At 61.6% G+C, this 12,222-nt stretch carries 13 protein-coding genes; 5 read left to right on the forward strand and 8 right to left on the reverse strand.

The window, feature by feature from the left end; translation table 11 throughout:
• Positions 1–7 precede the first annotated feature (7 nt).
• Both arsJ and arsB read left to right on the forward strand, forming a co-directional pair.
• A complete protein-coding gene (gene arsJ, locus BN1136_RS00615; protein WP_043758607.1) occupies positions 8–1,249 on the forward strand; it encodes an organoarsenical effux MFS transporter ArsJ in 1,242 nt (413 codons plus the stop codon).
• Complete coding sequence (gene arsB / locus BN1136_RS00620; protein ID WP_043758609.1) at positions 1,246–2,307, forward strand: ACR3 family arsenite efflux transporter; 1,062 nt, start codon at positions 1,246–1,248, stop codon at positions 2,305–2,307. The genes arsJ and arsB overlap by 4 nt, the downstream gene beginning before the upstream one ends.
• Before the next feature lie 76 nt (positions 2,308–2,383).
• Here arsB and BN1136_RS00625 read toward each other — a convergent pair whose 3' ends face one another.
• Both BN1136_RS00625 and BN1136_RS00630 read right to left on the reverse strand, forming a co-directional pair.
• Entirely contained in the window at positions 2,384–2,959 is a 576-nt protein-coding gene (locus tag BN1136_RS00625; protein ID WP_043758611.1) for a DJ-1 family glyoxalase III, read from the reverse strand.
• Between the two features lie 35 nt (positions 2,960–2,994).
• Entirely contained in the window at positions 2,995–3,942 is a 948-nt protein-coding gene (locus BN1136_RS00630; RefSeq protein ID WP_043758613.1) for a ketopantoate reductase family protein, read from the reverse strand.
• A gap of 213 nt (positions 3,943–4,155) precedes the next feature.
• Here BN1136_RS00630 and BN1136_RS00635 point away from each other — a divergent pair, with 213 nt between their 5' ends.
• On the forward strand, positions 4,156–4,638 hold the full coding sequence (locus BN1136_RS00635; protein WP_010673357.1) for a YajQ family cyclic di-GMP-binding protein: 483 nt from the start codon (positions 4,156–4,158) through the stop codon (positions 4,636–4,638).
• A 102-nt stretch (positions 4,639–4,740) separates the two neighbouring features.
• On the opposite strand, the gene BN1136_RS00640 is transcribed toward BN1136_RS00635, so the two are convergent.
• From BN1136_RS00640 to BN1136_RS00665, 6 genes are all read right to left on the reverse strand, one after another.
• Complete coding sequence (locus tag BN1136_RS00640; protein WP_043758617.1) at positions 4,741–5,547, reverse strand: nucleoside-specific channel-forming Tsx family protein; 807 nt, start codon at positions 5,545–5,547, stop codon at positions 4,741–4,743.
• Positions 5,548–5,703: 156 nt separating this feature from the next.
• The gene (locus BN1136_RS00645; protein WP_043758619.1) at positions 5,704–7,107 is read right to left on the reverse strand and encodes an AmpG family muropeptide MFS transporter; all 1,404 of its coding nucleotides are present in this window, start codon (positions 7,105–7,107) and stop codon (positions 5,704–5,706) included.
• 84 nt (positions 7,108–7,191) lie between these two features.
• Positions 7,192–7,521 carry a hypothetical protein gene (locus tag BN1136_RS00650; protein ID WP_043758621.1) on the reverse strand — a complete coding sequence of 110 codons (330 nt, stop codon included), beginning with the start codon at positions 7,519–7,521 and terminating at the stop codon, positions 7,192–7,194.
• A 112-nt stretch (positions 7,522–7,633) separates the two neighbouring features.
• Positions 7,634–8,185 carry a peptidylprolyl isomerase gene (locus BN1136_RS00655; RefSeq protein ID WP_043758624.1) on the reverse strand — a complete coding sequence of 184 codons (552 nt, stop codon included), beginning with the start codon at positions 8,183–8,185 and terminating at the stop codon, positions 7,634–7,636.
• Between the two features lie 14 nt (positions 8,186–8,199).
• The gene (locus BN1136_RS00660; RefSeq protein WP_043758626.1) at positions 8,200–8,772 is read right to left on the reverse strand and encodes a YajG family lipoprotein; all 573 of its coding nucleotides are present in this window, start codon (positions 8,770–8,772) and stop codon (positions 8,200–8,202) included.
• Between the two features lie 24 nt (positions 8,773–8,796).
• Positions 8,797–9,930, reverse strand: a complete 1,134-nt coding sequence (locus BN1136_RS00665) for a methyltransferase (RefSeq protein ID WP_043758627.1) — start codon at positions 9,928–9,930, stop codon at positions 8,797–8,799.
• A gap of 208 nt (positions 9,931–10,138) precedes the next feature.
• Between BN1136_RS00665 and BN1136_RS00670 the strand changes: the two genes are divergently transcribed.
• Positions 10,139–10,447, forward strand: a complete 309-nt coding sequence (locus BN1136_RS00670; protein WP_043758663.1) for a BolA family protein — start codon at positions 10,139–10,141, stop codon at positions 10,445–10,447.
• Positions 10,448–10,878: 431 nt separating this feature from the next.
• The gene (locus BN1136_RS00675; RefSeq protein ID WP_043758629.1) at positions 10,879–12,222 is read left to right on the forward strand and encodes a Na(+)-translocating NADH-quinone reductase subunit A; all 1,344 of its coding nucleotides are present in this window, start codon (positions 10,879–10,881) and stop codon (positions 12,220–12,222) included.

The following is a 12,222-nucleotide window of genomic DNA, read 5'->3' on the forward strand; positions in this document are numbered from 1 at the left end:
TCCGGCCATGGCAGCGACCCGTCTCTCCCCCGAGATCCGCCAGTATCTGCTGGTGACCGGCAACTACTGGGCCTTCACCCTGACCGATGGCGCCCTGCGCATGCTGGTGGTGCTCTACTTCCACGGCCTGGGTTACAGCCCGCTGGCCATCGCGACCCTGTTTCTCTTCTACGAGATCTTCGGGGTCGTGACCAATCTGGTGGGGGGCTGGCTTGGGGCTCGCCTCGGGCTCAACCGCACCATGAACATCGGGCTGGCCTTGCAGGTGATGGCGCTCGCCATGTTGCTGGTGCCGTCGGTTTGGCTGACGGTTCCCTGGGTTATGGCGGCCCAGGCACTCTCGGGGATCGCCAAGGATCTCAACAAGATGAGTGCCAAGAGCTCCATCAAGTTGCTGGTGCCGGGGGAGGCACAGGGGCAGCTCTACCAGTGGGTAGCGCTCCTGACGGGCTCGAAGAATGCCCTGAAGGGGATGGGCTTCTTCCTCGGGGGGGCCCTGCTGACCCTGCTCGGGTTCCAGGGGGCCGTGCTGGCCATGGCCCTGGCCCTGGCGCTGGTGTGGTGCGTCAGCATGCTCACCCTGACGCGGGATCTCGGCAAGGCCAGGAACAAGCCCAAGTTCAGGGAGATCTTCTCCAAGAGCCGCGCCATCAATTATCTGTCGGCGGCCCGTCTGTTCCTGTTCGGCGCCCGGGACGTCTGGTTCGTGGTGGCGCTGCCCGTCTACCTCGCCTCCAGCTTTGGCTGGGATCACTGGTCTGTGGGGGGCTTCCTCGCGCTCTGGATCATCGCCTATGGCGTGGTGCAGACCCAGGCGCCGCGCTTTACCGGCAAGCGGACGGGGCGGGTGCCCGACGGCAAGGCGGCCATGGGCTGGGCGTTATTGCTGGCCCTGATCCCGGCCCTGATTGCCCTGGCGCTCCACCACGGGGTGCATCCTGCCTTCACGCTGGTGGGAGGGCTGATGGTGTTCGGCGCCCTGTTCGCCATCAACTCCTCCCTGCACAGCTATCTCATCGTCAGCTACGCCGGCGCTGACGGGGTATCGCTCGATGTGGGCTTCTACTACATGGCCAATGCCCTGGGGCGCCTGCTCGGCACCCTGCTCTCCGGGCTGGTGTTCCAGCTGTATGGCCTAGAAGCCTGCCTCTGGATCTCCACCCTCTTCATCCTGCTGGCGGCGCTGATCTCCCTCGGTCTGCCCCGCCATCAGCCCCCCGTTTCATCCCTTCACGGAGACGCCCGATGAATACCGCCCCCTGCGGCGACCTGCCCGTCAGCAAAAAAATGAGTTTTCTCGATCGCAACCTTACCCTCTGGATCTTCGTCGCCATGGCCCTGGGGGTGGGGATTGGCTACCTCTTCCCCCAGGTCGCCCGGTGGAACGAGTCCATGTCGGTCGGCACCACCAACATACCGCTCGCCATCGGCCTCATCCTGATGATGTACCCGCCGCTCGCCAAGGTGGACTACGGCACCATGGGCGCCATGACCCGGGATCGCCGCGCCATCACCCTGTCGCTGGTGATGAACTGGCTGGTGGGGCCCATCCTGATGTTCGTGATTGCCCTGGTGTTCCTCCATGACGAGCCGGGCTACATGGTGGGCCTCATCCTGATCGGTCTCGCCCGCTGCATCGCCATGGTGCTGGTGTGGAACGATCTCGGCGGCGGCAGCAAGGAGTACGGGGCCGGCCTGGTGGCGCTCAACAGCGCCTTCCAGATCCTCACCTACAGCTTCATGGCCTGGCTCTTCATCACAGTCCTGCCGCCCCTGTTCGGCCTGCAGGGCTTCGCGGTGGAGATCACCATGCTGGACATCGCGAAGAGCGTGTTCATCTATCTGGGGATCCCCTTCCTCGCGGGCTTCCTGAGCCGCAAATACCTGGTCAGGGCGAAGGGGGAGCAGTGGTATCGCGAGCGCTTCATCCCGGCCATCTCCCCCATCACCCTGATCGCCCTGCTGGCCACCATAGTGCTGATGTTCAGCCTCAAGGGGGAGATGATCGTCGAGCTGCCGATGGACGTGCTGCGGGTGGCACTGCCGCTGGTGGTCTACTTCGTGCTGATGTTCTTTGCCAGTTTCCTGATCGGCAAGCGGCTCGGCATCCCTTACGACAAGAACGCCTCCATCGCCTTTACCGCCACCGGCAACAACTTCGAGCTGGCCATCGCGGTCGCCATCGCCGTATTCGGCCTGAGTTCGGATCAGGCCTTCGCCGGTGTCATCGGCCCGCTGGTGGAGGTGCCGGTGCTGATCGCCCTGGTCAATGTCGCCCTGCGCATGAAGCGTCAGTACGGCAGTTGAGGGACAAGGTTGATAGCAGAGCCCCCTTGCCACTGGCAAGGGGGCTCTGTCATTTTCAGAGGAGTGCCCGATGTGGTTATGGCGCTATCGAAGGGGGGAGAACCATGGGGCCGGCGACTGCGCGGGCGGCCTCGTCACCTCGCAGTACCCGTACTATCTCGAGAGCGAACTCGATGGCGGTACCCGGGCCCTGACTGGTGATCAGGCGATGAGCTTCATCGGTCACCACCCGTGCCGTGCTCAGCTGCGCCGCGGGCAGGCGGGCCTGAAACCCCGGATGGCAGGTGGCTGCAGCCTCCCCCAGCAAGCCGTGATGGTGCAGCACCACGGCGGGGGCGGCGCAGATGGCGGCGCGCCAGCGGCCGAGCTGGGCTTGCTCCCGCAGCAGGTCGATGGCGAGAGGGGTGTCGCGGATCACTTCGCTGCCGGGCAGACCGCCCGGCACGACCATGGCCTCGAAGTCGCGGTGGGTCAGCTCATCGAGATGGCAATCTGCGACCAGTTGTACCCCCCGGGAGGCGCGGATCTGGCGCGCTCCGGTGGGGCAGCAGGAGGCCAGCACTACCTCGATGCCCCCGCGCACCAGAGTATCGACGATGGCGACCGTCTCGATCTCCTCCGACCCGGGGGCCACCAATACCAGTACGTTCATGACTCGCTCCTCGACCACAGGCCGACCGGCCGGGGTCACTGTTTCTCTTTGATGGCCTGATAGAGGCCCTGGTTGACCGGCACCGCGATGCCGTGCGCCGCGGCCCTGCCGAGCAGGAAGCCGGTGATGGCCTCGATCTCGGTCTCACGGCCCTGCTCCATGTCCTGATACATGGAAGAGTAATTGTCGGCGGTGAGCTCCACCACCATCATGACGCGGCGCAGCAGCTCGTCGCTGGCGGTCGGCTGGCCTTCGGCCTGCATCACATCCGCCACCTCCACGCAGATCTGCTGCAGGACGTCGGCAAAACGCGGGCCCGTCAGTTCGCCATTGCGGAGTTTGTAGAGGGCGGTGAGCGGGTTGATGGCGCAGTTCACGGCGAGCTTCTGCCATTGGCGGGTCAGGATCTGCTCATCCCAGCCGGCCTGGCCGAGGGCACTGGCGAGCTCGTCCGCCAGATAGGCGTGCGCCTTGGCCGCCTCATTGACAGGACCGAGCCAGGTTTCGCCCTTGCCGGTGTGGCGGAACACGAAGTGGCCGCTCTGCATGGCGCCGTGGCTGGTGACGCCGGCGATCACCGGGTTGTGGGGGAAGAGCGTGACCACCTGTTCGGCGATGCCCATGCCGTTGTGCAGCAACACTATGGGTACTCCTGCTGCCAGCTGACCCACCAGGGGGGCCAGGGCCGATACCACCTGCCCTGCCTTGGTCATCACCAGCAGGCGCTTGATGCTGCCTGGATTGTCGAGGAAGCCGCGCTCGATGGCAAGGAGCTGGGTGTGACCGTCGAGGGAGGTGAAGTCGATACCGGGGTGCAGGGTGGCGCGATGCCGTTCGCGCAGCAGGACGCGGGTCGGCTGGCCGCTCTGGGTCAGCAGGGAGGCAAAGACGCCGCCCAGGGCACCGCAGCCCAGCAGGGTCCACTCGGGAGAGACAGGGTGACGGCGTGTTTTCAGGTTGTTGTCGCGTAATCCGCTTGGCATGGAGAGGCTCGATCAAGGTAAGGGCTGCAATCCGGTCAACCGCCTACCGGGATAAGGGAAGAGGTCGCTTGGTGGACACTAACGGGTCTCACCATTCCTGTGCGCAGGGGATTCTAGCAGAGCAATCCCATCGAAATCAGCAAATTTGCCCGTTTTCTGGTAGATTTGCCCACCGATAAGTACAACCTGAAGTACAGCATGAGGAGCCCGGCTATGCCGTCATTCGATATTGTCTCTGAAGTCAAAATGAACGAGGTGTTGAACGCCGTCGATAACGCCAATCGTGAACTGGCGACCCGTTTCGATTTTCGTGGCGTGGAAGCCAGCTTCGAATTGAACAAGGAAGAGGTGAAGCTGGAGGCCGATGCGGATTTCCAGCTCAAGCAGATGGTCGAGATCCTGCGCGGCGCCCTGCTCAAGCGCCAGATCGAGAACAGCTCCATGGACGTGGGTGACAGCGTTCACTCCGGCAAGCGTTTCCACCTGACCGTGAAGTTCAAGCAGGGGATCGACAAGGAAGTCGCCAAGAAGCTGGTGAAGCTGATCAAGGATTCCAAGATCAAGGTGCAGGCCGCCATCCAGGGCGACGAGGTGCGGGTTACCGGCAAGAAGCGCGACGATCTGCAGGAGACCATGGCTCTGGTGCGTGGCGCCGAACTGGGCCAGCCGATGCAGTTCCAGAACTTCCGCGACTGATCCGGGCGGGGAGGGCGAGTCTCTCCCCTTGTTCCTGCATCAGGCCATAAAAAAACCGGAGCCATGGCTCCGGTTTTTTGTGTCCGTCGACGACAGGTTCGATTAGAACTTGTAGGTCACGGAGAAGTAGTGGCCGAAACCAGTGGTCTTCAGACCGTAGGAACCGTTCTGGATGCCGTAGATGTCGTTGAAGTACTTCAGACCGTAACCGACGGCGTAGCGGTCGGAGTGCCAGTACAGGCCGTTGAACATGGCGGTACCGTCGGTGGAAGTGTCCTTGGCATCAAACAGGTGATCCAGGTAACCCTGATAGGCTACGAAGCTGCCGTTGGAGAAGGTGTAGAAAGGCTTGAACCAGTTCATGGAGAACTGATAGCCGTTCCAGCCCTGCTCGCCACCGCCTTCGTTGACGTGACGTGCATACAGGTTCATGCCAACTTTGCCGAACCAGGGCACTTGTACGTCGGCACCCAGACCGGTCATGGCTTCAAACAGACCATCCGGACCACCTACGTTGACCAGGTTGGCGATGTAGACTTCCTGGATCGGACCGAAGGAGAGATCTTTGCCGGTCATGGCATCGATGGAGATACGCGGTGCGAACTTGATGAACAGGTTGTCTTGGTTGTGCTTGTCGTCGTGACGGTTCTGGAAGATGTCGAAGACGTCGACGTAACCGTACAGATCGAAGATACCGGAACGGCCACCAAACTCCATTTCGAAGTAGGTATCGTTGTAACCACCTTCAGACTCGCTGTAGGGCAGCTGGTCGATGGTGTGCATCACGTTGAACTGGAACCACTTGTAGTCGTTCTTGTGGATGTCGCCGCTGTAATCGGCAGCAAAGGCCGGAGTGGCGGAGGCAGCCAGCAGACCGGCAGCGATCAGAGTCTTGGTAAATTTGGCCATTTTATTGGTCTCTTGTGCGTTAGTTGAGGTTTTCCGTAGCCTGCCCACAAGGAGCGGGAGGGATTCTAGCCAAATAAATTCAACGGATAAACAAGCACCAGGGAACTTTGTCAGGATTTGTGAATCTAATCACCCCCAAAAATTAGCAAACGCTTGCTATTTGCTCGTTTGTGGTGACAAACCACTGTTTCGTTTGGCAACGATGATGATCAGAATCATCACCGGCACGCCGAGCAGACTGGTGCCGATGAAGAAGCGGCTGTAGCCGACAAGCTCGACCACCTGACCGGAAAACCCCGCCAGCAACTTGGGCAGCAACAGCATGATGGAGCTGAACAGCGCGTACTGGGTGGCCGAGAAGGCGACGTTGGTCAGGCTCGACAGGTAGGTCACAAACGCAGCCGTGGCGATGCCGGCACTGAGGTTGTCCAGGGAGATGATAATCGTCAGCAACTCCAGGTTGTGGCCCACCTCGTTGAGCAGGGCGAACAGCAGGTTGGTGCTGGCGGTCAGCACGGCGCCGAGAAAGAGGATGCGCAGGGTGCCAAAGCGCATCACCAGCACGCCCCCGAGCGCGGCCCCCACCAGCGTCATGATGACACCGTACACCTTGGTGATGGTGGCCACCTCCGTCTTGCTGAATTGCAGGTCCACGTAGAAGCTGTTGGACATCACCCCCATCACCACGTCCGAGATGCGATAACAGGCGATGAGCCCGAGGATCAGCAGGGCCGAGGTCCCGTAGCGGCGGAAGAAGTCGGCAAACGGGCACCAGATGGCCTCGTAGGTCCAGGCACCGAGCCCGGCCAGGGAGGATGACCAGCCCCGCGCTATCAGCTGCGCCTTGCGCTCCGCTTGCTGTTCATTCTGGGCGGCAATGTCGATGACGGGCTCGTGACAGAATAGGGTAGTGATGACGCCGAGGGACATCAGGCCCCCCATCAAGAGATAGGTGAGCTGCCAGCCGCGGTAGTCATAGCCGCTGTTGCTGCCGAGCCAGGCGGCCAGCGCCAGCGCCCCCGCTCCGGCCATGATCATGGCGAGTCGGTACCCTGTCATGTAGGAGGCGGCCATGGCCGCCTGCAACCGCTCTGGCGCCGACTCGATACGGTAGGCGTCGATGACGATGTCCTGGGTGGCGGAGGCGAAAGCCACCAGCAGGGCGAACAGGGCGAGCTGGGCGAGCTGGGTCTTGGGGTCGCAATAGGCCATGCCGACCAGGGAGAGGGCGATCAACACCTGGGAGAGCAGCATCCAGCTGCGCCGCCGTCCCAGCAGCCGGGAGAGCAGGGGCAGGGGCAGTCGATCCACCAGGGGTGACCACAGCCATTTGAAGCCATATGCCAGCGCCACCCAGCTCATGTAGCCGATGTCGGTCAGGCTGACATCCGCCTCGCGCAACCAGAACGAGAGGGTGCCGAAGACCAGCAGCAACGGCAGACCGGAGGAAAACCCCATGGCAAACAGGATGAGCACCCGCGCTTCGAGATAGACGGCGAGGGCATCTCGCCAGCGGGTGGCGCGACCTGGGGTGTGGCTGGGCGGGCGGAGGTTGTTCAACTGCCTGACTCCTCGGAGAAAAGGGGGTCATTTTGTCAGGTTCGGGAGGCATAGCCAAGGCAAGCCGAGGGGGACCGGCAGGATTCAGGGGCGTGAACCGATGCAGTGACCCGGGCAGGGGCCCTCGGCGGCGAGGAAGTTGGCGCAGGCCATCAGCTGCAGGCGCAGCCAGGTGTCGCTGACGAGTTGCTGCTCATCCCACAGATGCAGGCTGTGCAGCAGGTGCCAGAACACCCCTTCTCGCTCGTTGGCGGGGGTCTTGTCCATGGGGATGACGGGGAGGGCCTGCCAGTGGGAAAGCAGTTGCCAGCTCAAGTCTTCCAGCTGGTGATAGGGGATTTCCCGTGCCAGGAAATGACGAACCGCCTGGGCCAGCGGGCCGGCGTGTTGGGCTATGTAATCGTGACAGGTCACCGGCTCCTCCTCGCTCTGCTTTCGTGTCCCGCAATCATCGGGCAAGGGCAGAGTATAGAAAAGGAGGGCGGTGACCCGTTCAGGGGGGCGGCGGAATGTGATCCGGCCCGCGTTATTTGTCCGCCAGCAACACCACCTTCTTCAGGATGATGGGGCTGGTGGGGACGTCGTTGGCGCGCAGGATGGAGCTGTAGCCGGTCTGTACCTGAGCCAGCTTGTCCAGCACCTCCATGCCCTTCACGACCTGGCCGAACACGGTGTAACCGGCGCCGGCATTGGCGTTGAGGTTGTCGTTGTCCACCAGGTTGAAATAGAACTGGCGGGTGGCGCTGTCCACCGCCTGGGTGCGTGCCATGGCGATGGTACCGCGCTTGTTGGGCAGGCCGCCCCGGGATTCATTGACCACGGGATCGAAGCTCGGCAGTGGCTGGAACTGCTGGTTGTAGCCTCCACCCTGCACCACGAAGTTCTGGATCACCCGGTGGAACAGGCTGCCGTCATAGCTGCCGTCCGCCACGTAGCGCAGGAAGTTCTTCACCGTCTGGGGCGCCTGCTTGGATGCCAGCTCCACGACGATGGTGCCATGATTGGTCTCCATCTGGACTTTGGGGCCGGCGAAGGCAAGGGGGGCGATCAGGGTGGCCAGTAGCCAGAGTTTCTTCATCGGTATCTCCTCGCTCAGCTCGGTTGGCCTTTGAGATAGCCGCGCAGTGCGGTATCCGCCATGATCTGTTGCAGCACGCTACCCAGCTGCTGGTTCAGGGTCGACTCGAGGTCGGCCATGCTCGGCTCACCCGGCTCTTCCTTGCTGGAAGACATGTTGAACTGCTTGGTCAGCTTGCTGCCCTGGAAGTCGGCGATCACCTGCAGGCTGACGCGGGACTTGGTGACATAGGTAAAGGTCTTCTCTTCCACGGTGACGGCGGCAGTGGTGATGGCCAGCGTCAGGTTGGTGGTGCCGCTGTTTCCTACTTCCAGGCCCTGGCTGCGCAGACCCTCGGCGAGCTTCTCCGCCAGCAGGTTGTTGAGGGGCTGGCTGCTGTTGACCAGCACAGGGGCCTTCTCTTTCTTCTTGATGGAGAAGACATAGGCGGCTTCACGATTGTCCACCCCTTCCATGGTGATGCGGTTGCCAGAGTAGTACTGCTGGTTGGAGGGGATGACCTGCGGGTTGATCAGTGCGCTCTCCGGCCAGTGAGTGGCACAACCACCCAGCACCAGGGCTGCCAGCAGCAAGAGTGACTTTTTCATCATGGGTTTCCTTTAGCTTTGTCTTTAGCGTTTGATGGCTTTCAAAATAACGAATTTGCTGTTCGACGCAACGACTTGTGCGTTGCCAAACAGGCGCTTGAGTTTGTTGTGATAGTCCAGATGACGGTTGCCTACTATCCAGAGTTCCCCCCCTTGAGGCAATACCCGGTGCGCATCACTGAACATCTGCCAGGCGATGTGATCGGTGATCGCCTGCAGCTGGTGGAAGGGGGGATTGCAGAGGATTCTGTCCGCTGCTCCGGCGGGCACGTCGTCGAGACAGTTGTTGACCAGGAAGTGGGCCCGGGGCAGGGCATCCGGCAGGTTGTGCTCGACGTTGAGGCGGGCCGAGGCCACCGCCATGTGGGATTCGTCGATGAAGGTCACCTCCACCTCGCTGTCCCGCGCCAGCAGGGAGAGCCCCAGCACGCCGTTGCCGCAGCCCAGATCGATCACCTTGCGCGCGCTGTGGATCGGCAGGTTGTCCAGCATGAAGCGGGCACCGATATCCAGGCTGGTGCGCGAAAACACGTTGGCGTGGTTGTGGATCTGCATGGTGGTGCCTTCCAGCGGCCAGACGGTCGGGAAGGGGTTGGCCAGCGTGGGCCGTTCGGCCGCGGGCGTGCAGTGAATGAGGCGTGCCTTTTTCCAGGCGAGCGAGGTGCGGGTCTCCCCCAGATACTTCTCGAACAGCTTGAGGGTGGAGGTGTGTATGTCCTTGGCCTTGCCGGCGGCCAGCACCCGGGTGGCCGGTGTGACCACCTGGCGCAGGGCCAGCAGCTGCTGTTCCAGCAGCGCCTGATACTTGGAGACCTTGATCACCACCAGGGCGGGCGCGTCTGGCAGGGGGGCCAGGGCATCCTGCAGGGTGACAGTCCCGCTGTCCAGGCCGTTCTCCGCCAGGTTGGCCAGGGTGGCCCGTTCGCTGATGTGGGAGTCGGTGACGCAGACGGGAGAGTGGTCGTAGAGGTAGGCCGCCAGGGCGCCGAAGCCGTCGTTCATGATGATGACGGGGCCGTCCTGCTCGAGGGGATGCTCGGCCAACTGGTTGATCAGATACTCGTCCGCCGCGTCCCAGGCCTGCAAGGGATCCTGGCTCTGCCGCGGGTAACGGTACAGGGTCAGGCGGCAGTGGGCCATGTCGAGCAGGGTTTGCATAATAAAGAAGTCCAAGGTGTTGCTGAATGGATGACGACCGCCCGCGCCATGTTGTCCGGCGGGCAGGAAAGTGGCGCTATTCTAGCGGCGGCGGAGAAATTCACCAGCCCGCAGCGAAGAGGCTGGCCATTTCCCGTCCCCCTGATGCATCCGGTACGCAACCCTGGCTACAATGGCGGGACATTCGAGAGGAGTCTTCACCGTGAGCATGCAACAACAGATAGAGGCCAAGCTGGCCGCCGCCCTCGCCCCCACCCATCTGGAGGTGATCAACGAAAGCTACATGCACAGGGTGGCCCCGGGCTCCGAGAGCCACTTCAAGGTCGTGGTGGTGAGCCAGGCGTTCGAGGGCCAGCGCCTGCTGGGCCGTCATCGTCAGGTCAACGGGGTGCTGGCGGAAGAGCTGGCGGGGGCCATCCATGCGCTGGCGCTGCATACCTATACAGAAGCCGAGTGGCAGGCCCGGGAAGAGGCCCCCAAGACGCCGGGGTGTGTCAGCAAATCCCCCTTCGCCTGAGCCCGCCACCGGGCGGTTGTGCGCGAGGCTAACGATTTTGTCACGAGCATGCCGCCCTCTTGCCAGGCTGTTTTCGTGGGGTCGAAGGCGTAGTTGGATTATTTTTTCTAATCCATGCTCGCGGCAAGTTTGATTACCCATATTTAGGTATTAAAACAAAAAATCCTTTAAAACCACGGTATGCAAGGGCGTGGGCGAAATATTCAGTGAGGGTTAATTTTGTGATAGGACGGGGATTTTCCCCATTTGGCGTGGCGGCAAACTTGCCTAAGGTGGTAAACTCAGGCGCTTTTGAATGATCCTGTATGTTGCTGATTTGTTTATTTCTTCGACAGTTATTCGCGATGTTGACGGGCTCATTCAACAACTCGTCGTGATGTATTTCTCGGCGCTAACCAACCTGTCTTCCCTTAACGGTAGTGCAAGTGAGTATGATTACAATTAAAAGAGGACTGGACATCCCCGTGCTGGGTGCTCCGGAGCAAGTAATCTACGATGGCCCGGCCATCACCCGTGTTGCTACACTCGGCGAAGAGTTCGTGGGGATGCGTCCTACTATGTTTGTCAAAGTAGGTGATCGCGTCATTAAAGGTCAGGAGCTCTTCGAAGATAAGAAGAATCCCGGCGTTAAATTCACGGCCCCCGCCACCGGTGTGGTATCTGAGATCAACCGTGGTGCCAAGCGCATTCTGCAATCCGTTGTCATCGACATCGATGGGTCCGACGAGCAGGTGACCTTCGAGCACTTTGCCTCCGCCGAGCTGGCCAAGCTCGAGCGCAGCAAGGTGCAGGAGATCCTGGTCGCATCAGGCCAATGGACCGCACTGCGCACCCGCCCGTTCAGCAAGGTGCCGGCCGTGGGTTCCACCCCGCGCGCCATCTTCGTCACCGCCATGGACACCAACCCGCTGGCCGCCAGTGCGGAGCTGATCATCAAGGAACAGGCCCAGGCCTTCCTCGACGGTCTGGCCGTGCTGACCCGCCTGACCGATGGCAATGTCTACGTCTGCAAGGGCGAAGGCAGCCTGCCGCACGCCTCCCTGGCCCAGGTCAAGGAAGAGGTGTTTGTCGGTCCGCATCCTGCCGGTCTGCCGGGCACCCACATCCACTTCCTGGATCCGGTCGGTGCCAACAAGGTGCAGTGGCACATCAACTACCAGGACGTGATCGCCTACGGCAAGCTGTTCACCACCGGTCAGATCTTCACCGACAAGGTGATCTCCCTGGCCGGCCCGAACGTGATCAAGCCGCGGCTGCTGCGCACCCGCATGGGCGCCTGCCTCAGCCAGTTGACCAACAACGAGCTGCGCGCGGACGAGAACCGCATCATCTCCGGTTCCCTGCTGAGCGGTGCCAAGGCTGACGGTGTTCACGACTACCTGGGTCGCTTCCACAATCAGGTGAGCGTGCTGGGCGAAGGTCGCGAGAAAGAGTTCATGGGCTGGGTCAAACCCAGTGCCAACAAGTTCTCCATCACCCGTACCACCCTCTCTCATCTGATGAAGGGCAAACTCATCAACTTCACTACCACCACCAACGGTAGTGACCGCTCCATGGTGCCTATCGGCAACTATGAGCGCGTGATGCCGCTCGACATCCTGCCGACCCTGCTGCTGCGGGATCTGATCTCCGGCGACACCGACAGCGCGCAGGCGCTCGGCTGCCTGGAGCTGGATGAGGAAGATTTGGCGCTCTGTACCTTCGTCTGCCCCGGCAAGACAGAGTACGGCCCCGTCTTGCGTGAGTGCCTGACCAAGATCGAACTGGAAGGTTAA

Origin of the sequence: Aeromonas taiwanensis, from assembly GCF_000820165.1 — a bacterium.
Lineage (GTDB): Bacteria > Pseudomonadota > Gammaproteobacteria > Enterobacterales > Aeromonadaceae > Aeromonas > Aeromonas taiwanensis.

Coding starts and splice junctions, on each gene's coding strand:
- BN1136_RS00630 (WP_043758613.1), bottom strand. CDS start 3,942: ATGCCAAGCGGATTACGCGACAACAACCTGAAAACACGCCGTCACCCT.
- arsB (WP_043758609.1), top strand. CDS start 1,246: ATGAATACCGCCCCCTGCGGCGACCTGCCCGTCAGCAAAAAAATGAGT.
- BN1136_RS00625 (WP_043758611.1), bottom strand. CDS start 2,959: ATGAACGTACTGGTATTGGTGGCCCCCGGGTCGGAGGAGATCGAGACG.
- BN1136_RS00640 (WP_043758617.1), bottom strand. CDS start 5,547: ATGGCCAAATTTACCAAGACTCTGATCGCTGCCGGTCTGCTGGCTGCC.
- BN1136_RS00635 (WP_010673357.1), top strand. CDS start 4,156: ATGCCGTCATTCGATATTGTCTCTGAAGTCAAAATGAACGAGGTGTTG.
- BN1136_RS00655 (WP_043758624.1), bottom strand. CDS start 8,185: ATGAAGAAACTCTGGCTACTGGCCACCCTGATCGCCCCCCTTGCCTTC.
- BN1136_RS00675 (WP_043758629.1), top strand. CDS start 10,879: ATGATTACAATTAAAAGAGGACTGGACATCCCCGTGCTGGGTGCTCCG.
- BN1136_RS00670 (WP_043758663.1), top strand. CDS start 10,139: ATGCAACAACAGATAGAGGCCAAGCTGGCCGCCGCCCTCGCCCCCACC.
- BN1136_RS00660 (WP_043758626.1), bottom strand. CDS start 8,772: ATGAAAAAGTCACTCTTGCTGCTGGCAGCCCTGGTGCTGGGTGGTTGT.
- arsJ (WP_043758607.1), top strand. CDS start 8: ATGGCAGCGACCCGTCTCTCCCCCGAGATCCGCCAGTATCTGCTGGTG.
- BN1136_RS00665 (WP_043758627.1), bottom strand. CDS start 9,930: ATGCAAACCCTGCTCGACATGGCCCACTGCCGCCTGACCCTGTACCGT.